At 43.4% G+C, this 22,746-nt stretch carries 19 protein-coding genes and 1 pseudogene; 10 read left to right on the forward strand and 10 right to left on the reverse strand.

Annotation, left to right across the window (positions count from 1 at the left end):
* Positions 1 to 68 precede the first annotated feature (68 nt).
* Positions 69 to 752 carry a hypothetical protein gene (locus tag IJ00_RS00755; protein ID WP_035149063.1) on the forward strand — a complete coding sequence of 228 codons (684 nt, stop codon included), beginning with the start codon at positions 69 to 71 and terminating at the stop codon, positions 750 to 752.
* Positions 753 to 1,019: 267 nt separating this feature from the next.
* Here the strand turns inward: IJ00_RS00755 and IJ00_RS29475 are convergent.
* Positions 1,020 to 1,109: pseudogene (locus tag IJ00_RS29475) on the reverse strand (DUF2887 domain-containing protein); the annotation flags it as partial.
* Between the two features lie 83 nt (positions 1,110 to 1,192).
* Here IJ00_RS29475 and IJ00_RS00760 point away from each other — a divergent pair.
* Positions 1,193 to 1,618: an endonuclease domain-containing protein gene (locus IJ00_RS00760; RefSeq protein WP_082127231.1), complete on the forward strand. Its 426-nt coding sequence runs from the start codon at positions 1,193 to 1,195 to the stop codon at positions 1,616 to 1,618.
* Positions 1,619 to 2,288: 670 nt separating this feature from the next.
* On the opposite strand, the gene IJ00_RS29480 is transcribed toward IJ00_RS00760, so the two are convergent.
* Positions 2,289 to 6,764: a tetratricopeptide repeat protein gene (locus IJ00_RS29480; protein WP_238178408.1), complete on the reverse strand. Its 4,476-nt coding sequence runs from the start codon at positions 6,762 to 6,764 to the stop codon at positions 2,289 to 2,291.
* A 380-nt stretch (positions 6,765 to 7,144) separates the two neighbouring features.
* Between IJ00_RS29480 and IJ00_RS00775 the strand changes: the two genes are divergently transcribed.
* A complete protein-coding gene (locus tag IJ00_RS00775; RefSeq protein ID WP_035149064.1) occupies positions 7,145 to 8,560 on the forward strand; it encodes a hypothetical protein in 1,416 nt (471 codons plus the stop codon).
* Here the strand turns inward: IJ00_RS00775 and IJ00_RS00780 are convergent.
* Positions 8,550 to 9,860 (reverse strand): GTPase family protein, encoded by a 1,311-nt coding sequence (locus IJ00_RS00780; protein WP_046814684.1) that lies wholly within the window; start codon positions 9,858 to 9,860, stop codon positions 8,550 to 8,552. The two genes, IJ00_RS00775 and IJ00_RS00780, sit on opposite strands and share 11 nt — an antisense overlap.
* Positions 9,861 to 10,076: 216 nt before the next feature.
* Between IJ00_RS00780 and IJ00_RS00785 the strand changes: the two genes are divergently transcribed.
* The 6 genes from IJ00_RS00785 to IJ00_RS00805 all read left to right on the forward strand — a co-directional run bounded on the left by IJ00_RS00785 (position 10,077) and on the right by IJ00_RS00805 (position 14,042).
* A complete protein-coding gene (locus tag IJ00_RS00785; RefSeq protein ID WP_035149066.1) occupies positions 10,077 to 10,505 on the forward strand; it encodes a hypothetical protein in 429 nt (142 codons plus the stop codon).
* Positions 10,506 to 10,517: 12 nt separating this feature from the next.
* Positions 10,518 to 11,363 (forward strand): DUF72 domain-containing protein, encoded by an 846-nt coding sequence (locus IJ00_RS00790; RefSeq protein WP_035149068.1) that lies wholly within the window; start codon positions 10,518 to 10,520, stop codon positions 11,361 to 11,363.
* 80 nt (positions 11,364 to 11,443) lie between these two features.
* Complete coding sequence (locus IJ00_RS00795) at positions 11,444 to 12,046, forward strand: TetR/AcrR family transcriptional regulator (RefSeq protein ID WP_035149070.1); 603 nt, start codon at positions 11,444 to 11,446, stop codon at positions 12,044 to 12,046.
* A gap of 44 nt (positions 12,047 to 12,090) precedes the next feature.
* Complete coding sequence (locus IJ00_RS00800; protein ID WP_035149071.1) at positions 12,091 to 12,855, forward strand: glutathione S-transferase; 765 nt, start codon at positions 12,091 to 12,093, stop codon at positions 12,853 to 12,855.
* A 30-nt stretch (positions 12,856 to 12,885) separates the two neighbouring features.
* On the forward strand, positions 12,886 to 13,317 hold the full coding sequence (locus tag IJ00_RS28040; RefSeq protein WP_144415955.1) for a hypothetical protein: 432 nt from the start codon (positions 12,886 to 12,888) through the stop codon (positions 13,315 to 13,317).
* Between the two features lie 53 nt (positions 13,318 to 13,370).
* Positions 13,371 to 14,042, forward strand: a complete 672-nt coding sequence (locus IJ00_RS00805; RefSeq protein WP_035149072.1) for a glutathione S-transferase family protein — start codon at positions 13,371 to 13,373, stop codon at positions 14,040 to 14,042.
* Positions 14,043 to 14,053: 11 nt separating this feature from the next.
* Here IJ00_RS00805 and IJ00_RS00810 read toward each other — a convergent pair whose 3' ends face one another.
* The 6 genes from IJ00_RS00810 to IJ00_RS00835 form a co-directional block, all read right to left on the reverse strand.
* Complete coding sequence (locus tag IJ00_RS00810; RefSeq protein ID WP_046814935.1) at positions 14,054 to 14,851, reverse strand: carbohydrate ABC transporter permease; 798 nt, start codon at positions 14,849 to 14,851, stop codon at positions 14,054 to 14,056.
* Between the two features lie 280 nt (positions 14,852 to 15,131).
* The gene (locus tag IJ00_RS00815; protein ID WP_035149076.1) at positions 15,132 to 15,686 is read right to left on the reverse strand and encodes a 5-formyltetrahydrofolate cyclo-ligase; all 555 of its coding nucleotides are present in this window, start codon (positions 15,684 to 15,686) and stop codon (positions 15,132 to 15,134) included.
* A 94-nt stretch (positions 15,687 to 15,780) separates the two neighbouring features.
* Entirely contained in the window at positions 15,781 to 16,725 is a 945-nt protein-coding gene (locus tag IJ00_RS00820; RefSeq protein WP_035149078.1) for a GDP-L-fucose synthase, read from the reverse strand.
* Positions 16,726 to 16,817: 92 nt separating this feature from the next.
* A complete protein-coding gene (gene gmd, locus IJ00_RS00825; RefSeq protein WP_035149079.1) occupies positions 16,818 to 17,897 on the reverse strand; it encodes a GDP-mannose 4,6-dehydratase in 1,080 nt (359 codons plus the stop codon).
* Positions 17,898 to 18,471: 574 nt separating this feature from the next.
* On the reverse strand, positions 18,472 to 19,299 hold the full coding sequence (locus IJ00_RS00830; protein ID WP_035149081.1) for a sugar transferase: 828 nt from the start codon (positions 19,297 to 19,299) through the stop codon (positions 18,472 to 18,474).
* A gap of 82 nt (positions 19,300 to 19,381) precedes the next feature.
* Positions 19,382 to 20,545 (reverse strand): glycosyltransferase, encoded by a 1,164-nt coding sequence (locus IJ00_RS00835; protein ID WP_035149083.1) that lies wholly within the window; start codon positions 20,543 to 20,545, stop codon positions 19,382 to 19,384.
* Positions 20,546 to 20,787: 242 nt separating this feature from the next.
* Here IJ00_RS00835 and IJ00_RS00840 point away from each other — a divergent pair, with 242 nt between their 5' ends.
* Positions 20,788 to 21,726 carry an NAD-dependent epimerase/dehydratase family protein gene (locus tag IJ00_RS00840; RefSeq protein ID WP_035149086.1) on the forward strand — a complete coding sequence of 313 codons (939 nt, stop codon included), beginning with the start codon at positions 20,788 to 20,790 and terminating at the stop codon, positions 21,724 to 21,726.
* A 447-nt stretch (positions 21,727 to 22,173) separates the two neighbouring features.
* Here the strand turns inward: IJ00_RS00840 and pgsA are convergent, their stop codons facing one another.
* Positions 22,174 to 22,686, reverse strand: coding sequence for a CDP-diacylglycerol--glycerol-3-phosphate 3-phosphatidyltransferase (gene pgsA, locus IJ00_RS00845; protein ID WP_035158261.1), 513 nt, complete (start codon positions 22,684 to 22,686; stop codon positions 22,174 to 22,176).
* Between the last annotated feature and the right edge of the window lie 60 nt (positions 22,687 to 22,746).

The raw sequence follows: 22,746 nt of genomic DNA on the forward strand, positions 1-22,746 counted from the left end.
CAAGCTCAGGGTATCGCAGTAAAAATTTTGAATTGATTCATTCCCCCTTCTTACCATTGAAATTTAAAATGAGAAAAGGCTTATTTGTTTGGGGTATAGCTTTTTATATTAACTTCTTATTTTCTCCCCTGCCTGCTTGTAGTGAAACTCCCTCAGCAGATATTGATATTAGCCCAGAAATTATTAACAACAGTCCCGTTTTACAACGTTGGCGACGCAAAATACCTAATGTCCTTTCTGATATCAAAAACGACCCTAGTTTTCGTACCAGAGTCAAATTAGGCTATGTTAATTATCCCTCAAATGGGCAAATTTCTGGAGTCCTGATTGGTGTGGAAGACATTTTTTTAGGTAAAAGTGGTTTGACAATAAGTAGCGAATATCAAACATCTTTTAACGGCGATCGCCAGAGTTTTGGCACAGATTTACACTATTATTTGCGTCCTCTAGGTAGCTATATTAACATTGCTCCCACGGTAGGATATCGGTATTTAGAAACCAATGACTATACAAAATCAGGAGTCAATTTAGGAGCCAAATTACTCTTAGTTCTTTCCCGTGGTGGCGCTGCGGATATTTCCCTGGCTCAGAGTTGGGTGGAACCCGGAAGCGGCAGGGATGTGGGTTTAACTACCCTATCTGTCGGTTATGCGGTAACTCGCAGGTTACGTATTTCTACTGATATTCAACGCCAAAGTGCGCGGGAAGGAAAGGACAGTCGGGTGGGTGTGGTTTTGGAATGGATACCGTAAAGTAGATGGAGGATGATATCAATTCGTAATTCGCAATTCGTAATTCGCAATTAAGTAAGTCGGTGAGAATAAACCTAACTATGTAACAGATTGTAAAATCGTCAAAACCGTTGCGATTGCTTCATTGCACTGAGTCGCAAAGCGACACGCTACGCGAACGTTTCATTCGCAATGACATAGCGTGAATTATTTAAGCCGTTCTACTTAATACCAGAAATAGCAGTATTTTTGTTGATTATATTTGTAGTTTAATTCGGAATAATTGGTATTGGCGGTTTCAGAGGGTTGGTTGATGAGTTCAAAGAAGATGCTGGGGAAGCTTTGGAATAAGCAGTAGAAGATGGTGTCGGTTTTCACGCTGGTTGGTGGTTGTTAATTTTTCTAGTTCGCTAAGTGGGAAACATAAGTGCAATCACAAATAAGATGCAAACAAAGCATACATGATTCAAGAGCAAAATTTCCCCTCGGAGCAAGCCGAAGGTGGAGTTCAACCAACTTGGAAAACGCCAACCGAATTATGGGAAAAGCTGAAACCATTAGCGCGACAGATGCGACGCGAACCAACAGCAGCAGAAAATCGACTTTGGCAAAGGCTGAAAAACAAGCAAATATTGGGCTATAAGTTTCGTCGTCAACATGCTATTGACAGGTTTATTGTTGATTTTATTTGTAACCAAGCCCAGTTAGTTATTGAGGTGGATGGAGAAATTCACGATTACACCCAACAACAGGATGGAATTCGTCAGGAATTCCTGGAGAGTCTGGGATTACGAGTAATTAGATTTCGCAATGAGGAAGTTTTGGAACATATTGATGGGGTAGTAGAAGAGATTGTGCGTTACTTGGAGCAGAACCCCACCCCCTAGCCCCCTACCCCGCTTGCGGGGAGGGGGAATTGGAATCTTGTTCCCTTCTCGCGAGCGGGGAGGGTTAGGGTGGGGTTGCGGCAAGTTGTATTTCTGAAGAAACCTCACCCCCTATCTCGCTTGCGGGGAGGGGGAATTGGAATCTTGTTCCCTCCTCGCGAGCGGGGAGGGTTAGGGTGGGGTTGCGGCAAGTTGTATTTCTGAAGAAACCCCACCCCTTATCTCGCTTGCGGGGAGGGGGAATTGGAATCTTGTTCCCTCCTCGCGAGCGCTACGGTGTACACACAAGTGGTAGCTGTAAGGGTTTCAGGCGTTATAGACCCCTTAAATTGTCATTACGAGTGCAGCGATAGCGGAGCGAAGTAATCACATAATCCCGTGGTTTTTGCGATTGCTGAGTCGCAAAGCGACACGCTGCGCGAACGTCGTTCCTCCTCGCAATGACAGGCTTCCAGAGCGATCGCACAACCTAAATCTAAATGACGAAACCAAGTGCTAGGGGGAATTTTAAGACTTGTGTGTACACCGTAGCCTCGCGAGCGGGGAGGGTTAGGGTGGGGTTGCGGCAAGTTGTATTTCTGAAGAAATCCCACCCCTTATATCGCTTGTGGAGAGGGGGAATTGGAATCTTGTTCCCTCCTCGCGAGCGGGGAGGGTTAGGGTGGGGTTCCTAAAACCGCTCAAACAACCAGCCATCGCCGACGATTTCCGCCAACTTCTCAACCAATCGCGGGATAAAATACTCAGGATTATTCAACTGTTGCTGCTCAATCCAAGTATCAAAAGCTTCCTGTGTCTCAATTGCCTGTGCAACTGCCGCACCTGCTAAAATCTTGAAACTACGCTGTTGTAACTCTTCTAACTGGGGATGATTCGCACCGCGAACCTGACATAAATACACCGCAGTCCTACCCAGCAAAGCTTCCATTTCATCACCTTGGGGAACGCTGTTGTACATAGCTTCAAATGTTTCTACGGTAGCTGTTAAGGGGATTTGCACCCGCAGACACAACCATGCTGCTTGTGCGAGGTAGATAATTCCCTGGTTTTCATCGGTGACACATAAGTTAGATAAAACTGTGCGTAAGTTGATGTAATCGCGGATTTTCCCCAAAATATCAGCAACTTGCAAATAAAGTTCTAATTCTCTAGCTGTATCCCCTATTTTTCCAGCTAAATAAGCCATATTATTCAACGTTCCTGCTTTCCCTCCCACATCGTTGATGGATTCTTTTATTTGTAACGATTGGTTGTAAAGGGCGATCGCTCCTTCTATATCTCCCTGTTGCGCTTTTAAATATGCCATTGCGTGGAGGGTAGCAGCTTTCGTTTTCACATCGTTGATGGATTCTGTGATTTCCAGGGATTGGTTGTAAAGGGCGATCGCTCCTTCTATATCTCCCTGTTGTGCTTTTAAGAATGCAAGTGCGTGGAGGGTAGTAGCTTTCCCTCGCACATCGTTGATGGATTCTGTGATTAGTAAGGATTGGTTGTAAAGAGTGTAAGCACCTTCGATGTCTCCCTGTTGTGCTTTTAATCCTGCCATTTCGTGGAGTGTGGCTGCTTTCCCTCGCACATCGTTGATGGATTCTTTGATTTGTAGGGATTGGTTGAAAAGAGTGTAAGCACCTTCGATGTCTCCCTGTTGCGCTTTTAAATTTGCCATGTTGTGGAGGGTAGCAGCTTTCCCTTGCACATTGTTGATGGATTCTTCGATTTCCAGGGATTGGTTGTAAAGGGCGATCGCTGCTTCAATATCTCCCTGTTGTGCTTTTAAATAAGCCATATTGTGGAGAGTAGTAGCTTTCCCTTTTATGTCGTTGATGGATTCCTCGATTTGTAAGGATTGGTTGTAGAGAGCGATCGCTGCTTCAATATCTCCCTGTTGCGCTTTTAAAAGAGCCATGTTGTGGAGGGTGGTAGCTTTCATTTTCACATGGTTGATGGATTCTGTGATTTGTAAGGATTGATTGTAAAGGGCGATCGCTGCTTCTATATCTCCCTGTTGCGCTTTTAAAAGAGCCATGTTGTGAAGAGTTTCAGCTTTCCCTTTTATGTCGTTGATGGATTCTGTGATTTCCAGGGATTGGTTGTAAAGAGCGATCGCATCTTCAATGTCTCCCTGTTGTGCTTTTAAAAGAGCCATGTTGTGAATGATGGCTCCTTTTCTGATTAATTCATCCTCTGGGCAAATTTCTAAAGCGGTTTGATAATGCTTCATTGCCTCCTCAACCAAACCCAAAGTTACTTCTGCTCTGGCAATGGTTCCCGAAATCCGGTAATCTTCACCTAATTGGAGAATTTCCCGGCAGATTTCCAGAGCTTCCACATACCGACTACCATTCACCCATCTATTCGCCATCTTATCCCCAACGGTAACGGCTATTTCTTTCTCTTCAGCTAATACCGCTAACCTGACGATTTCCCGCGCTTGTTCTTCGTTGTAGGTATCTCCCGAATCTTCCCACCAACTTTTATAAATACTCTGGGTTGCAGCTTTGTTGGTAGTTTGCCATTCCTCTGCTGTTAATACAGGTTGCAACAACGGCTCTAAAATCGTCGTCACGCGATATTCTGGCTGTTGGGTTTCATACACCGTCGCCGATTCCACCAAACTCAAACCCACCAACTTCGCCAACCTCTCCGCGAATCCGGAACCCCACCCCCTAACCCCCTGCCCCGCTTGCGGGGAGGGGGAACTAGATTGATTTCCTGCTCCCTGCCCTGCTTGCACAGAGGAGGAGCTAAATTGATTTCCTGCTCCCTGCCCTGCTTGCAGAGAAGAGGAGCTAGATTGATTTCCTGCTCCCTGCCCTGCTTGCACAGAGGAGGAGCTAAATTGATTTCCTGCTCCCTGCCCTGCTTGCACAGAGGAGGAGCTAAATTGATTTCCTGCTCCCTGCCCTGCTTGCCGAGAAGAGGAGCTAAATTGATTTCCTTCTCCCTGCTCCGATTGCAGAAAGGGAGAACTAGATTGATTTCCTGCTCCCTGCCCCGATTGCAGAAAGGGAGAACTAGATTGATTTCCTGCTCCCCTCTCCGCTAGCGGAGAGGGGTTGGGGGTGAGGTTATTAATTATCTCCTCCGTCACCGGAAGTCTAAACACGCTCAACCTAGCCAGAAACTTTTTTTCCCCATCCTCCAACCCACTCAACAGGGTTTGAGCCAAAATATTTTCCCGAAACTTCAACTCTACCGCTTCCAACCGCGTCAACAACTCATCCCCAGAGATTCCTGGCAATTTCACCACATCCACCAACCATTTCAACAACCGGGGATTACCGTCGGCAATTGTAATTATGCGATTTTTCTGTACCTCTCGTTGAACTCCCTCATCGTATTCACGATAAATCTTATTAATATCAGCCTTCCCCATGGTGGCTAACTTTTCCAAATGCAAGCTATGGGGTGGTAAAGTATCTTCTTGCAAATAGCGACAGGTGACAATCAACCGACTTGAACCTTGATTTTCTGCCAAAGCTGCACAAATCGCTTCTAAAACTCGGTAAGCTTCCGAAACCATCCGCAAGCTACCACTGTCATTTTTTTGGGCAATATTTGCCGTGGGAATATTCTGCTCGAAGTCATCCAAAACCAATAACAACGGTTTGTCTAATTCCTGCTCGATATGTTCAAAAAAGTTCTGTAATCGTCCTTGGAGAGAAATTTCCGGTTCGTTCAATATTTTCCCCAAACCAAAGCGCTCGAACTTTTTCGCCAGTTTCCCAATTAACTCCACCTCATTGACAATACCAACCAACACCACCCGCTCAAAATTCTGCCGTTGCGACTGCACTCGCGTACACAACCGCGCAGCGAGGGAACTTTTACCCAATCCCCCCATCCCCGCAATAAATACCCCAATCTCGTCACTGGTTTCCCGCAATGCTCGCAAACACCTTTGTAAAGCGCGTCTACGTCCGACAAATTCCCCATGACTGGCAACTTTGACAAGATTATTCTCATCCAAAAATTCGCTTTCTGCGGCTTTAAATTTCAGCTTTTCCCGTTTTGCTGTTCTTAACGGTGTCACCAATTTCTGAATATCTCGCGTATCCCGGTAAATCCGTAATAAATGCCCATCGGGATGTTTTTTTTCCAACATTTTTTGATGAGCGACAATTACCGCTTCTTCCACCGTCTCACCCGTCGCTAAAGACTCATATAAAGCTTCTGCGGCAGTTATACCCGTCCTGTCGTACACCGGACGTGCCCAACCTAATACTATACCTGCACCCGCTTTTACCAAAGCCTGAGCCATGGAGGGAACGCTTCCCCCATCTGCCAATTGTCCCGTGTGGCAACCGGAAAGGAAAATTACCCGTGGGAACCTGTTTTTGAAGGCTTTGGCTAAATCCTCGGCAGTCGTAAATACAACATTACCAAAATCATCTTCGGTAATAAAACAGGGCGTATTATCTTTGATTGTCTTCCCTGGTGGCAGTAAATTACCAAAATCATCTTCCGTGTAAATTACCCCATGCCCCGTGAGATGAAACACATCAAAATAATCTTCCGGGTAGGATTGCACAAGGTTTTTTAATTCCTCCACAGAACCGCTTTCTTCTACCACCAAAGCCAGAGGTTGCTTTTCCGTCGCTGCTAATATCTTCGCCTCTTCCTGCTCAAAATTCAAAGATATAACACCAGGATGTTCGGGGGAAGTTGCCATAAATAGCAACCGCAATGGGCGATTTTGTACCCCCAAGAAAGCACTTTGATTCCCATTTTGCTGCCGTTGCTGCACCTTCCGCACTGGCAAAACACTGGATTCTATCAGTAAAAACCGAGAACCATCGTGTAATAATTCCCAAGGTAAATGTGCCAACCCTAACGCCACTTTCTGGGTTTGGGGGTTTAATCCTTGGGCTTCACTGGTTTGAATTAAATCGAGATAAATTTTCTGGTCACTATCATCCTCTAAACCCCGACGTAACCAACCTTCTTTCCCATCTAACCATTGATACAACTCCCGTCCAATTTTCTTTAACTCTGCGGGTGAATCAAAATCTTTGGTGTAATATTTCTCCTCGCATAAATTAATTAACGTTGCTAGAGCTTCCGTATCCAAGCGGCGATCGCCATAATTACAGCGCAGTTCAAAGGTTTGGTTTTGGCTGAGGGCAAAGGTGAGGGTGAAAGCCATATCGGTTTCTGAAATAGGTCGGAAATCGACAAAATTTTTATATCTATCTTCACCGTATTATTACGTAATTCCTGAATGATGAGTAATAAGTAATGAGTAATGAGTAACAAGTGATGAGTGGTGAGTGGTGAGGGATGAGTAATGAGTCAATATTGAAACCCTTATGGGATAAGAGACGTTTTCACATCAGACATAAATTGATATCAGCAAGATGGAACTGATGAAAACACGGTTACGTCTGGGTAGATAAATTACATTGCCGAAAGCGATAGAACTCCGTTCCCAAATCTGCATACCTCACCCCAGCACAGATATATGAATAGATAGGCACAGCCATGGATAGGAGCGATTCTATCAATTAGAGATTTTAATCAAAATATATGCAAATACTGGTAAGAAATAAATTTTTATTCCTGATCACCATTAGCTTGTCTGCAAGTCTATTTTTACCCGCTTCCGCATCTCCTTTCCAGGGATGTCAAAGCAAAAGTGATAAAGTAGCCCGTAATTATGATGGCGATAGAGCTACCCTCCGCTCTTCGAGCGATCGCTACAACTATGCCTATAATGGCAGAGCCGGAGCCAATGGTCGCAATGGAGCCAATAAAACGATATTTGCCAGTAATACACCAGTTAACCTGGATTTATCTGGTGGAGATGGTGAGGATGGAGAGGATGGAGACAACGCTCCCCCACCCGATTGTGAAGACTTAGATTACGGTGAAAAGGGAAATATCCGCGCTACCAGTGGAAATAATGGTGGCAATGGTGGACGGGGTGGAAATGGCGGCAATGGCGGAAATTTAACCGTTTACTATCAAAATTTAGCAGATTTAAAGAATATTCTCGTGCTTTCTCGCGGTGGCGATGGTGGACGCGGTGGACGTGGTGGTTACGGTTCTAGGGGTTGTCGCTGTCACCAACGTCGTTGGGAAGTTGAAACTTGCAAGGGAACGCGAGGGACTCCCGACTATAAGTGTAAAACTAAGACCTATCGTTGTGAACACGGACACCATGGTCAAAGGGGTGCGAATGCTGAAAACGGGCAATCGGGAGATTTGGGGGTTCTGAGTATCATTCAGGGAAACCAGGAATTACAACCAGATAATCCCACCATGAAATTACCCCTTTCCCAACTGGGAAATCAATCTGTCAGTTTATCCAAAAATCTCTGGAATACTAGTAATGGTGCGTCTGCACTCCTTGCACCTGGTTCTATTATTGCCGAACAATACCGAGAATTCCAAGAAAGAATCCTAGGAGACTTTCAACTCAATTGGCAAGAACGACAAGCATTTGCTAGCTTTGGTGATCAAACTGTCAGCCTTTCCCTAGATGATAACCAACAAATCAAAATTAACTTTCCTGAGAATTTATGGGTATCGGGGAACTACGTTACCCAGGGTAAGTTAACTAAATATAATCTTGTCCATGCTATCCGTCGTCAGGATGTCACCAAATTAAAGGTAGCTGATTTTGCTGGTGCGGGGAAAAATCTCAACTTGAAAATTGTCGATTTGGGAGGTAGAGCAGAGGTACTCCAGACTGATTTTACAGTTAAATTTTCTACCCAAAATGGCGATCGCTTTTACAATCCAACCCACTACCAAGCCAAAATTCCCCCGGAATTAGTCACCCGCGACTACAACCGTTATATTATTGCCCTGGGTAAACTACCAATCCCCGAAGCAGCTTTAGAATCTGGTGTGAAAGTTGAAATTGAACTAACCGCAACTCGTACCCTGGGTGAACGTTCTGCAAAACAAACTATCAATTGGCAAGGTTCTATTCGTTAGATTTTCCCTCTTCACCCGATGAATCCCTGAATCTTTCCTTCGCAGCTTCAAAAGATTGCCGCATCACTAATTGAATTTTTTTGGGATCGGGTTTTTTACCCCCCATTAAATCACCGAAATACACACAGGCACTTTCCCCCAAAGACCAAGTATAAGCTGCTGCCCAGGAAGCCGCAATCACACTGCCAAAGCCAGGTATAAATTTTACCAGTTCCCGCCCCACAACTTGAGCTAGAAAACCACCCGCGATCGCGCTTACCACACCCCCAGCTTGCGATCGCGTCAGATTTTGCCCATACAATTTCCCTAATAACCCCACCATGGAAACCTGCAAAGCAGTCAGCACTGGCATTGTCGCTAAGGGTAGGGGAACGGCTGCCAGAGTAGCCGCAATGGTAGCAAAAGCTGCAATATAACGTCTGCCAACGTCTCGGTAAATACTGCCGATTTGCTCACTAGCTCCCTCATCTAATAGTCGATAAATCGCCCTAGCTTCGGCTGCTGGCAATAAATCTGCTAAATTTTCCCGAAATGCCTCTAACCCATAAAAAACTGGATGATAACCATCTTCTTCCAAGGTAAAATCAATCAGCACGGCACGTTGGTATAGTCCTTGAAAAGCTGCTTGTATGGCTTGGTAGGCTCGCTGTAGCTCCGATAATTGTGGTGGATAGGGAGGATGTTGTTCCTGATTCTCTGGATAGATTTCGTGGAGGCAAGTCACTACTAGTAAACAGGGGATATCAGGATATTTTTGCCGTAATTCTTCCGTAATTTGTCTGAGTGTTTCTGTCGCAAAGTCGTTAATTTTGACTGCGAGAATTAACACCCTGGCACTGTGGGTTTCTGTCTGTAAATCCCCAATTAATTCTTGAATAATTGCCTGGGTATCCTGGTTGACATCTCCTAACCCAACGGTGTCAGTAAAAATCAGTAGGGGAAAATCCACCGAAGGATAAGCATAACGTTCTGTATGTTGGGTGTGGGGGCGAAACCCTTGCCCAATAATTTCGGCAGAAACTCCCGTCAAACCGCGCACAATGGAACTTTTACCTGTTTGGGGTTTTCCTAGTAACAAAGCTTCGGTAGTAGGCAACTGGGTACGTACCTGCTCTAAAATCTCTGCAACTTGTGCATCACTCACGGTAAATGAAGAGACGATTCGGTGAGTCGCCTGTGGTAAAAATCGGGTGAGATTTTCCGTAGTTTTCTGCCACAAACTACCTATGGGATTTTGCCTAGAATTCTGACTTGCTGGCAGAGAATCCTTGACTTGATTGTCATCGCTTTGTTCTGTCATCGTTTATAAAAACAACGATTAGCTAAGAATATAGGGATGGGTAAGGAATCACAGAGATAAAATTGGAATATTTGCCTATGGAATTTTCCATGGTGACTAATTCGATTATCAGATGATTTTGCTATTTTCACCCATAGGTTAGTCTAACCAAACATCCAAAATGATATAAGCTGAGTTGAAGGTAGCCTATTTTTCTACTCAATTACGGTGCTATTTATGTTTTGGCGATCGCTCACAGTTATCTTTCTCTCTTCTATCATGGCTGTGTTGTCGTGGGTATCCCCTGCTGCTGCTCTGACTCAGTTGCGACTATCTGACATTTCCTATACAGAATGTCCCTCTGAAATCGCCAAAGGTTCGGTGACAAGTGGGGGTACTTCTATGGCAGCTAATTGCTTTTTAGTCACAGGAAAAGCAGAAAACGCCACCAGGAAAACAGTATACGATGCAGATATCTTCGGACGGATTTACGATGCTAATAACGATCCTGTCATGCAAAACCGTACCCGTCTCGGTTCTATCCCGGAAGTACCTCCTGGAGTCACAGATTTTGAATTCCGCATTTCCGTTGCTGCAAACCAACCCACACCCCTCCAACTAAAACAATTTAAAGCCGCCGGATTTAGTGCCCAAGTGCGAAAATAATTCTAGATATCTATGAATTTCTTGATTGGCTGTGCAGTTTGGGCTTACAAAGGCTGGATATGTGAACTTTATCCAGAAGGAACCCCTACAGCAGACTTTCTCAAGTTATATAGTCGTCGTTTCACCACCGTAGAAGGGAACACAACTTTCTATGCTGTACCAAGTGCAGCAACTGTTAGTCGTTGGGTGCAAGAAACACCTGCAAATTTCCAATTTTGCTTAAAATTTCCCCGCAACGTCACCCACCAAGGGAAACTACAACCCCATATTCCCCAAGCTCTGGAATTTATTCACAGAGTACAACCCCTGGGTAAACGCTTAGGAGCCATTTTTGCCCAATTACCACCCAGCTACTCCCCTACTCTGCTGGAAGATTTAATTACCTTTCTCACTGCTTTACCCCGTCAAGATGTGGCGATCGCCTTGGAAGTTAGGCATCCCGATTGGTTTACAGATAACTACACCAACCAATTAACAGAAATTCTCCAAAAACTGGGTGTCGGTAAAGTACTTTTAGACTCTCGCCCCATATATACTCCCAACAATCATTCCCAAATTGAATGTCGTAAACCTCAACTTCCCGTACAATTTACCCTGACTGCACCCTTTGGCTTAATTCGCTTTATTTCCCATCCCCAACCAGATATTAACCAACCCTTCATGGCAGAATGGGTAAACCAAATTTCCCTCTGGCTACAACAGGGAAAACAAATCTACTTCTTTGTTCATTGTCCTACAGAAGAGCGATCGCCCGCTAACGCCTTTCATTTTCAACAACTTTTACAGCAAAATACCCCTATACCCCCTCTCCCCCAGTATCCCGACGACAGTACACCCCAACAGTTAAGTTTGTGGTAGGCTCAAATTACCATCAATTGTATTTGACAAAATACCCCCAATACCCTTTAATAAAATTCAGACCAATTGGTCTTAACACCATGTCTAAAGGACAAGAAACTAAACTCAAAATCCTCCAGCAAGCTGCTGAATTGTTTAATCAGCAAGGATATGCTGGTGCGTCTATGTCAGACATTATGAAGGTGACAGGGTTACAGAAGGGAGGAATTTACAATCATTTTCAAAGCAAGGAAGATTTAGCTATCCAAGCATTTGATTATGCGATCGCCCAGTATGTACAGCGCTATCAAGGAGTAATTCAGGGAAAACGTCACGCGATCGCCAGATTACAAGCAATCATCGATATCTTTGCCAGTTTTGGGGAAAACCCACCAATTACCGGAGGTTGCCCTATTTTAAATACTGCCATTGAAAGTGATGATGCTCACCCCGCCTTGCGAGAGCGCACCCAAGTAGCAATGAATGGCTGGCGGCATCTAATTTGTCGGATAATTCAAAAGGGAATCGCCAGAGGGGAGATACACCCAGAAGTCAACCCCGATGAAACTACCACTGTGATGATTGCCACCCTCGAAGGTGGATTAATGATGAGTAAGCTCTATGGAGATATGATTCATCTGCAAAGAGCTATCAAGCATTTGCATGAATACGTCATTGCCAGATTATCTCCACCCCAACCCTAAAATCATATTTTTTTGCACACAAACCGACCGAATGGTCTCAAAACATGAATAAAACACAAAATCAACCCCTGCGTCTCATCACAATTCCTGCGAGCCATTACTGTGAAAAAGCCAGATGGGCTTTAACCAAATTGAAGATATCCTATCAAGAAGAACCCCACTCCCCACCTTTCCATAAATTCGTAACGCAGAAATTTGGAGGAACATCCACGCCTCTGTTAATTACCGAAAAACAAGTGTTTACCGATTCTACAGATATTCTTCGATATCTCGATTCCATTGCCTCCGCCACAGAAAAACTTTATCCTACAGAACCCCTATTAATACAACAGGCAAATACCCTCGAAAATTTATTCAATCAACACCTAGGAACAGCTACCCGTCGCTGGGGTTACTCTCAAATTATAGACGACTATGAAATCATGAAAAGTCGTTCTTGTCAGGGAGTACCTACAATCGAAAAAATCTGCTTCCCCCTAGTATTTCCTCTGCTGCGATCGCAACTACCTAAAATATTTCACATCACAGAGAATTCCCCAGTGGAAGATACCACAATTATTCACAAAATTTTCGCCCAAGTGGGTGATTTATTAGCTGATGGACGGCAATATATACTAGGTGATAAATTCTCTGCTATTGATATTACTTTTGCTGCCCTAGCTGCACCAGTTATTCAGCCTCCCCAACATCCCACAAAACCCCGTCCCCTCGAAGAATTGCCTAGCAAATTAGCTACAGCAATTACCAATTTTCGAGACACATCTGCCGGGAAATATGTGTTGCGTTTGTACAGGGAAAGATATATCTAAAAGTCTTTGCATTTATCTTGGTAAATTATCATGATTCCCCCGAAAAAATCTGCTAAAGTTCTCTTGCTTCTGCTGATAATTAACAACATCTCAACCCTTTTCCATTACCTAGATAATGCCATCTTTATAGATAAATATCCCGAACCCCAATGGTTTTCCACCCCTGGTGTACTCAGTGTTTTGATTGTGATGACACCTATAGGATGGTTGGGTTATAGGTTGTATTGCCAATCTCATCATTTATTCGCCTATCTTTGCCTCATATTTTATTCGCTCACCAGTATTTCTAGCCCAGGGCATTACCTCTATCCTATGACAATCCCAATGTCTTTAAAAATGCATTTTTTAATCTGGCTAGATGCTTTCTCTGGCTTATCTCTAATTTCCTTTGTTGTTTGGTCAATTTTCCTCTCCCAGGTAACTATTACAGAATCAATCAAATCAGAAATTTTCCAGAAATAACTTATGTTATTTAGTTCCAAATAACTGTATTCTCCTCCCAGTAAATCATCAATATGCTGAAATTCTACTACAATCCCCGCTCTCCAATGTCTCGCATAGTTTGGGTGACACTATTAGAAAAAGAGCTTTATTATGAATCAAAAATTATCAGCCTTAATGGTGATCAACTCACCCCTGAATTCCTAGAAATTAGCCCATTTCACCACGTTCCCATTATCATTGATAATGGTTTTCGAGTCATAGAATCCCTCGCAATTATAGATTACCTCGAAACTCGCTACCCCACCCCATCCTTACTCCCTCAAAATATCCAAGTCCTTGCCCAAGTGCGGATGGTACAAATGGTGAGCTTTCACGAGCTATTTCGCCCAATTATGAATTTCCTCTATACAAATCCCGATTCTCCAGAATATCAAATAGCTAGGGCAAATATTCACCGAGTACTACAATTATTCAGCCAATTATTAGCAGATAACTCCTATTTCGGTGGAGAACAATTTACCCTCGGCGATATTGTTGCAGGTACGGGAATCTCTTTACTCACAAAATCTGATTTCTCCCTGCAAAATTACCCAATTATCCAAAGATGGTATGAGCTACTCATGCAACGCTCATCCTGGCAATCCACAGAATTAACTCAAAGGGAGTTTACACAATTTAAACGAGTTTTTATCAAGTTAAAAGCCCGTGAACGTCAACGTCTCCTGAGTACCAAAGCATCCTAATTCTCTATCAATTACCCCTTCACCCCACTACCTGTCTCTGTCGGTACAATATACCTTTGCAAAAACAGAAATACTAATAAAACAGGAGCAATGGAAATCATCGAGCCAGCTGCTACTAATCGCCAATCGAGGGAAAAAGTTCCAGCCAGCTTTGCCACACCCAAAGGTAAGGTATACAAGCTCTCATCTTGAATGATAATCAGGGGCCACAAAAAATCACTCCAGGAACCAATAAAGACAAAAATTGCCAAGGTTACCAACGCTGGGCGAATTGCTGGTAACATAACGTGCCACCATAAACCTAGCTCGGAACACCCATCCATCCTTGCTGCTTCTTCCATTTCCTTCGGAACACCTAAAAAAGCTTGCCGCAACAAGAAAATCCCAAAGGCAGAAGCTAAACCAGGAAAAATTATCCCCAAATAACTATTTCTCAATCCTAATTGAATCGTCAAAATGTATAGGGGAATCATCACAATTTGAAAAGGAATCATAATTGTGGAAATAATAGCAATAAATATCCCATCCTTGCCTGGAAAAGACAATCTCGCTAGAGGATACGCAGCCAAGGCACAAAATAATAAATTCAACCCAACTGTACATCCTGCAACGAAAAGACTATTAAACAAATATTGCCCAAAGGGATTTGTTTGCCATACCGTCACGAAATTATCTAAGGTTGGTTGAGTTGGTAATAATTGTGGTGGAAATTGAAAAATATTCTCCGTCGCTGACTTCAAGGAAGTACTAACTAACCATAATAAAGGAGCCAGAGTTAACAGAGCGATCGCGCTCAACACCCCATACATCCCCAACTTTTTTCCTACTTCTTGATTCTTCATACTTTTCCCTCAGTTGAATTTATGTTCATTCATGCAATTTTATCTATGAAAGTCGCGTTTTTATTTGACAAAAACTAATAGATAAAACCGCAAAAAAGCTTGCATTTTACATTGCACCATGGGATTATAGTAAATGTATTTGTCTATCTAGGAATCGTTCTAGTAGACGCGCTGGGGACAATAGTCCCTGGCGCGAGGTTTTTCAAAAACAATCTGCAAGTTTCTCCCAAAATACAACAAAATTCCTTCAGTTAGCCGAATATAATCCAGATTCGGTACAAACAAAATCTAATTTCCTATCCCAAGATTTAATGGGCAACTGAGGTAAGAAAGCAAAGTCAAAAACAATACCAATAGTTGGAAAATTTTGCCATTCAGGTAAACTGAGAAGACGGTCATAGTAACCACCCCCATAGCCTAAGCGGTAGCCGTGGGTATCACAGGCAACACAAGGTACAAGCATCAAATTGGCTGCCTCTGCTTGCAAAGTTGGCGCATCTGTGCAAGGCTCTGTAATCCCAAAAGCTCCAGTTTGCCAAGGTTCTCCCGGTTGCCAAGCATGCCATACCAAGGATTTACCAACACAGCGCGGGAAACCCCAACGAAATCGGGAATCAGTGAATAGGGAACCTAAATCTGGTTCTTGGCGAAAGCTATGATAAGCAAGAACAGTGGTACCGGAATAGAGAAGGGAAGATGTCAGTAGGTGAGAACAGAGGCGATCGCTCCGACTTTGCCAATCATGCTCAGACATCTGCCGACGTTTTTGTAACAGCGATCGCCGTAATTCGATTTTGTCCATAAAATCTCAAAATTTTCCTCCCCATTGAAAACCAAAAAGTTCAAGAAGGCAAACTCCTTGAACCTTGAGAGATAAATTTCTATCTGAATAGGTGCTAATTAGCGTGATTACGCCACCAATCAATAGTATTTTTCAAACCTTGACGAAAGTCAATTTGAGCAGTGAAACCAAAAGCTTGTTTTGCTCGCTCTGTATCCAAACAACGACGGGGTTGACCATTCGGTTGATTAGTTTCCCAAACTATTTCACCGTCATACTCCATCAACTCACAAATTAGATGAATCAAATCACGGATAGAAATTTCATAACCCGTGCCTAAATTTACAGGTTCCTCACCATTGAAGAATTGAGTACCCATGACAATACCCCGTGCGGCATCCTCAGAATACAGGAATTCACGGGTGGGACTACCATCACCCCACACAGGAATTTGTTTGTCACCCCTGGCTTGGGCTTCCTGAACCTTACGAATCAAGGCGGGAATTACGTGGGAACTTCTGGGGTCAAAATTATCCTCTGGTCCGTAAAGATTTACTGGTAATAAATAAATCCCATTAAAACCGTACTGTTGACGATAGGCTTGCAGTTGAACCAACAGAGCTTTCTTCGCCACACCATAGGGTGCATTGGTTTCCTCTGGATAACCATTCCAAATATCATCTTCCTTGAAAGGAACCGGAGTAAATTTGGGATAGGCGCAAATAGTACCCACACAGACAAATTTTTCTACTCCAGCTTGGTAAGCAGCATGAATTAGCTGAGTACCCATCATCAAATTGTCGTAGAATAATTCAGCTGGTTTTTCTCGGTTCAAACCAATACCACCAACGTGTGCAGCCAGGTGAATCACAATATCTTGCTGGTCAACAGCGCGATGACAATTTTCTAAGATGCGTAAATCACAATCGCGCGATCGCGTCACTGTAATTTTCTCCTGTTGTGCCCCAGCTTTACACAACTGCTCAATGACTTGACGACCTAAAAACCCCGCACCACCAGTTACGAGAATTCGTTTATCCTGCAAATCTAAGGCGTTCATATTTCCCCTCACTAAAATACCAATTGTCTTCCCAGTACTGAGTGCGCCTACTTCTCCTCTCCACACTCAGTACTTATAACTACTGGAACTACCTAAAAATGCAATGCCCCCAATTCTTGGCGAATCATCGCGTTATCTTGAATTACCTTAGCCACACTTGCGTTAGGAGAGGTTAAACCCACTGCTTGTAAATCAGCTTCCACCATTAAAGCTACCAGTTGTTGGAAAGTCACTGAAGGTGTCCAACCCATTTTCTGGCGAGCTTTTGTTGCATCCCCAATTAACAAATCAACTTCCGCAGGACGCAGATAGCGTTCATCAAATTCGACGTAGTCTTGCCAATTCAAATTTACATAGCTAAAAGCTAATTCCAAAAACTCACGCACAGTGTGAGTTTCCCCCGTTGCAACTACATAATCATCCGGTTGATTTTGCTGCAACATCATCCACATGGCTCGCACATAGTCCTTAGCATAACCCCAGTCTCTCTTGGCATCCAGGTTACCCATGTACAGCTTCTTCTGCTTACCTGCCAGAATGCGAGCCACAGCCATAGTAATCTTGCGGGTAACAAAAGTTTCCCCACGTCGGGGAGATTCATGGTTGAATAAAATACCATTACAAGCAAACATCCCGTAGGATTCACGGTAATTTACCGTTTGCCAATGGGCATATACTTTGGCACAGGCATAGGGGCTACGAGGATAGAAAGGTGTAGTCTCACTCTGGGGTACAGCTTGTACTAAACCGTACATTTCAGAAGAACCCGCTTGGTAAAAACGTACCTGAATTCCAGTCCGATGTTGATAGTCACGGATTGCTTCTAAGAGTCTGAGTGTACCCATTCCCACCGCATCTACTGTATATTCGGGAGAATCAAAACTGACTCTAACGTGGGATTGAGCGCCTAAATTGTAGATTTCTGTTGGTTGAACTTCTTCTAAAATCCGACGTAGTGTAGTACCGTCTGTCAAATCACCATAATGGAGGAATAACCGCACTCCATCTTTGTGAGGATCTTCATAGATGTGGTCAATGCGATCTGTATTGAAGGTGGAAGTTCGGCGAATAATACCATGAACTTCGTATCCCTGTTCTAATAAAAACTCACTTAAATAGGACCCATCTTGTCCGGTAATACCAGTAATCAGCGCTCGTTTATTTTGCGTCATTCTTTATCATCCCTCGTTGTTTTTGATTTCCAGTGATTCTGTAGATACAAGCAACCTGGTATAACCTAACAATGATTTACCTAATTTATCAATAGGAAACTTACGAGTATCTTTCGCATCTTAGCTCAAATTTCTCAGTATTTACCCTGACAGTGATTTTTTGACTTGTAGCTCTGTCAAAAACTATCAATTTTGAATTAGATTCAGCTTTCAATTTGACTGGAGATGTGTTTTAGAGATTTTACTCATAGGTAAATTATCAATATTTATGTTGTTATTAACCCCCTCATATTGTTAATCTTTACAGTTAATTTATATTGATTCAACTTTCATAAATTCTTTGTAAAGTGTCCGGATAAGTAATTTTAGTACAGATTTAATAGCAGCTATTTTCTATAATTAATCGTTCATACTTTTCAATAGCCTTGAAGATATATAGTTGTAAATTATCAGAATAAATATCCGATGGCAGACAAAAACTAGCACTCAGTACTGCAATGACCGAGTGCTAAATAGTGAGTAAAAAGCTTTCAAAATGAGCTTAATATCTATGACTTTTTACTAATAAAAATTTTCAGTAAGCTCCGTTGTCCTTAGGTACAATCACAACGCGAATTGTCTTGAAGACAATCCACAAATCCAGCCAGAAGTTCCTAAATTTAGCGTAATGGAGGTCAATTTGCACTCTGCGAGGATAGGGTATATCATTGCGACCGGATACTTGCCACAGTCCCGTAATTCCAGGGCGAATAGTGAGAATTTGGTCGATATGATAGCCATATTTGGGTAATTCTTCCGCAACTAGGGGACGAGGACCAACAACGCTCATATCCCCTTTCAAAACATTCCAGAACTGAGGAAATTCATCCAGACTGGTAATGCGTAAAAATTTACCGATGCGAGTGATGCGTGGGTCTTGTTTGAGTTTAAAAGTTAACTCAAATTCTCGTCGCAGATGGGGCGATGTTTCCATCATTTGTGAAAGGACTTCATCTGCATTGCTCACCATGGTGCGAAATTTGATGCAATTGAAGGGTTTATAGTTTTTTCCCACTCTTTCTTGGACGTAAAAAATTGGACCTTCTGAACTCAAAGCAATTAAGAACGCCAAAACTAAATAGACTGGGGAAAACAAAACCAGCACAACTAGTGAAAACACAATATCAAATAGACGTTTGGCAAACTCTCCGTTAATACCCTCGAAGGATGAACCTCTGGGTTTGGTTTTTGGCGATCGCTGTTTACCTGTAAAGAGAGTACGGGAACCTTCGAGATCAGGTATACCACTCTCAGTCGGTTGTACCCTGACTTCCGAGACGGAGGTACTAGTTTCTAAATGTCGTCTCCTACGAGACGCACTCCGCGATCGCTTGCCGGAGAGGAGTGAGCTCTGGGCAGTCATCATACTCCTTAATAATCCACACCACACATAGTCCCAATCTTAATCCCAAAAGGCAGTGCTTCTGGGGATAATTATCCAAAAGCTAGCAAAATTCAGCCTTAATATCCCAAGATTTTGTCTTTTTTTCTCTACAAATATCGACAAAATCTAGATAGCGTTGGGCAAAAGCTTGAGGCGAAAATTGCATCGCGTGCGATCGCCCATACTCTGGCACAAATTGCCCTTGACATTTTTCCCAGGTTTGAATCGCTGCCATTAATGCTGCCTCCGTTTGTTCCGCAAAGAGAATACCTGTACCAGTACTGCCCCAAGTCCGAATATCGCGCACTGTTTCCGATGCACCACCATCCCCATAGGCAATGACTGGAGTCCCACAAGCCTGAGCTTCAACTAGAGCAATCCCAAAGTCTTCACGGGCAGCATAGACAAAACCCTTAGCATTAGCCATATATTTTTTTACCACATCATCTGGTTGCCATCCCAGTATTTTGATATTTGATTTCGCCATTTTGCGGATTTGCTGCATTTCGTCTCCTGTACCAATAATTACTAAGGGTTTTTGAAGTTGGTTAAAAGCTCGGACAATTAAAGATACTTGCTTGTAACTGACTAACCGGGAAACAGTCAAGTAGAAATCTTCTTTTTGGGAAGAAAAGGGGAAATCCGCAATTTGTACTGGTGGATAGATTACCTGGGCTGGGCGACGATAACAACGCCAGATGCGTCTGGCGGTATACTCAGAATTCGCAATGAAATAATCTACACGATTGGCACTGATCACGTCCCATTGCCGTAGCTGATGCAATAGGTAACGTGTTGCCCATCCTGGCACACCACGACCTAGCTGACTGTAGCGTAAATAATCAAAGGTTAATTCCCAGGCATAACGCATGGGACTATGGCAGTAGCAAATATGAACCTGATTGGGAGTAGTTATCACTCCTTTCGCAACAGCGTGGGATGAGGATAAAATCACGTCATATTGTCGCAAATCCAATTGTTCAACTGCCAAAGGCATTAAGGGTAAATATTTTTGCACACCATTTCTTGCCCCAGGAAAGTGTTGCAGGAAAGTTGTGCCAATGGGACGCTGGTATAAATAACTGTCTGGATTTGTGGATTCAAAATCAATCAGGGCATATAAATCAGCATCGACATGATTCAGAATTTCGCGGACAACTAGTTCTGAACCGCCGGTAGCTTTCGGTGTTAGCCACTCATGTACCAAAGCATATTTCCCAGACACTGTTACTTTTAATAAATATGTGTAATTGCGAGATTAACTATATGAAAGTTTCCCGTTGTTATTAAATCATGAGAATTCACCCATATTCCATACAAAGACGTGATTCCCATAATTGAGTTCCGATAGAGACCCTGACTCTGATAATCTCGGAATGGGTTAGGAGTAATGGCAGCAGGAAAACAGATGTATTTCCTAGTCTCCCATCTCGAAACAGTAATTTTTACATCAAAACGGGGGGATTTATGCGAATTTTGGTCATGGGTGGTACACGCTTTATCGGCGTTTATTTAACTAAGCTATTAGTGGCTGCGGGACATGATGTTGTACTGTTTAATCGGGGCAATCGTTCTCTACCTGTGGCAGGGGTGGGGCAAATTATTGGCGATCGCACTGATGCTGCCCAACTCAAAGCTACTTTAGCTACGGAAAAATTTGATGCTATTTTTGATAATAATGGGCGAGAACTGGGTGATAGCCAACCCCTGGCGGAAATCTTCCAGAGTTCTGTCCAGCATTTTGTCTATATGAGTTCGGCGGGGGTTTACCTCAAATCTGACCAAATGCCCCACAAGGAAGGGGATGCTGTAGATCCCAAAAGTCGTCACAAGGGTAAATTTGAAACGGAGGCTTTTTTACAAGCATCAGGAGTTCCTTTCACTGCCATTCGTCCGACTTATATCTATGGACCCCAGAATTATAATGATTTAGAAGCTTGGTTTTTTGACCGGATTGTCCGCGATCGCCCCGTGCCAATTCCCGGTAATGGTGCCCATTTTACCCAATTTGGACATGTTCAAGACCTGGCGCAGGCAATGTGCCAAGTATTGGGGAATACCAGAGCTATCGGGCAAATTTATAATGTGTCGGGTGAAAAGTATATCACCTTCGATGGTTTAGCCCGTGCCTGTGCTGCTGCCGTCGGTAAATCCCCGGAGGATGTGAAAATTGTACATTACGACCCGAAAAAGTTTGATTTCGGTAAGCGCAAAGCTTTCCCTATGCGGGTACAACACTTCTTTGCCGATATCCACAAAGCCATGACAGAACTAAGTTGGCAACCGAAATATGATTTAGTCTCTGGTTTACAAGACTCCTTCCACAATGACTATTTACCCTCTGGCAGAGATCAGCAGGAAATAGACTTTTCCGTGGATGAGGAAATTCTCCAAGCTGTGAGTTAGCTTTGACAATCCCAGCTTTCCCCTGTGAGCATGAGATACCTGACTTTTTCCAAATTTCGGGTATCTGTTAAAACAATTCGTAATGCCTCTTTCAGAGGAGCTTCGCTAACGTAATTCGTAATGCTCCCTGCGGGAGAGCTAACGCTAACGTAATTCGGTTTTGTGACGGGGACTTAAACCCCCAAAGTTAGTTAACTCCCCTAGTAGTCTGTCAAATTTGAATTGGGGGACGAGGGGGACAAGGGGGACAAGGGGGACAAGGGGGACAAGGGGGAAATATCCCTCAAATTAACCTTGACAGTGTACTAGTAGTCCACCAACCCAAAAATGCTGGGTGGATAAGGGACAGGGGAGACAAGGGAGACACGGGGGATAGGGAGGAAAGAGCTTTTTCTTGTCACTATCGACTCAGAAAAGTTGCCTTGACAGTGTACTAGAATCCCAGGTTCAAACATTTTCCCCTGATGGGATGAGATATATCACCCCAGATACCACTGTGAAAGCCACTGCTACCCAGAAAGCAACAATTGTAGCTAGGTGCCATGTTGCAGGGAGGGGAGCAATTAACAGGGCGATCGCCACGATTTGACTGACGGTTTTGAGTTTGCCCCAAATATTTGCCCCGGATATTGTGCTTTGATTTACCCGCCAACCCGCGATCGCCAATTCTCTCCCGAGGATAATAAATACTCCCCAGGCTGGGATTTTTCCTAGCTCAATCAGGGAAAGTAGGGGCGCTAGTACCAATAATTTATCTACCAAGGGGTCAAGAAATTTGCCCAACTCACTGACTTGATTGAGTTTGCGGGCTAGATAACCATCTAACCAGTCAGTTAAAGAAGCAACTAGAAAAATTGCCACACATACCCATCTACTTGATTCTGTGGGATTCTGTAAACCGTACAGGATAAAGGGTATACCTAAAAGTCGGGAAAAGGAAATCCAATTGGGAATAGTCATAGAAATTTGGGGTGATGGGGGAATCATCAATATCTGATATGTTTGCTAAGGTTATTATCC

Origin of the sequence: Calothrix sp. 336/3 (assembly GCF_000734895.2) — a bacterium.
GTDB lineage: Bacteria > Cyanobacteriota > Cyanobacteriia > Cyanobacteriales > Nostocaceae > 336-3.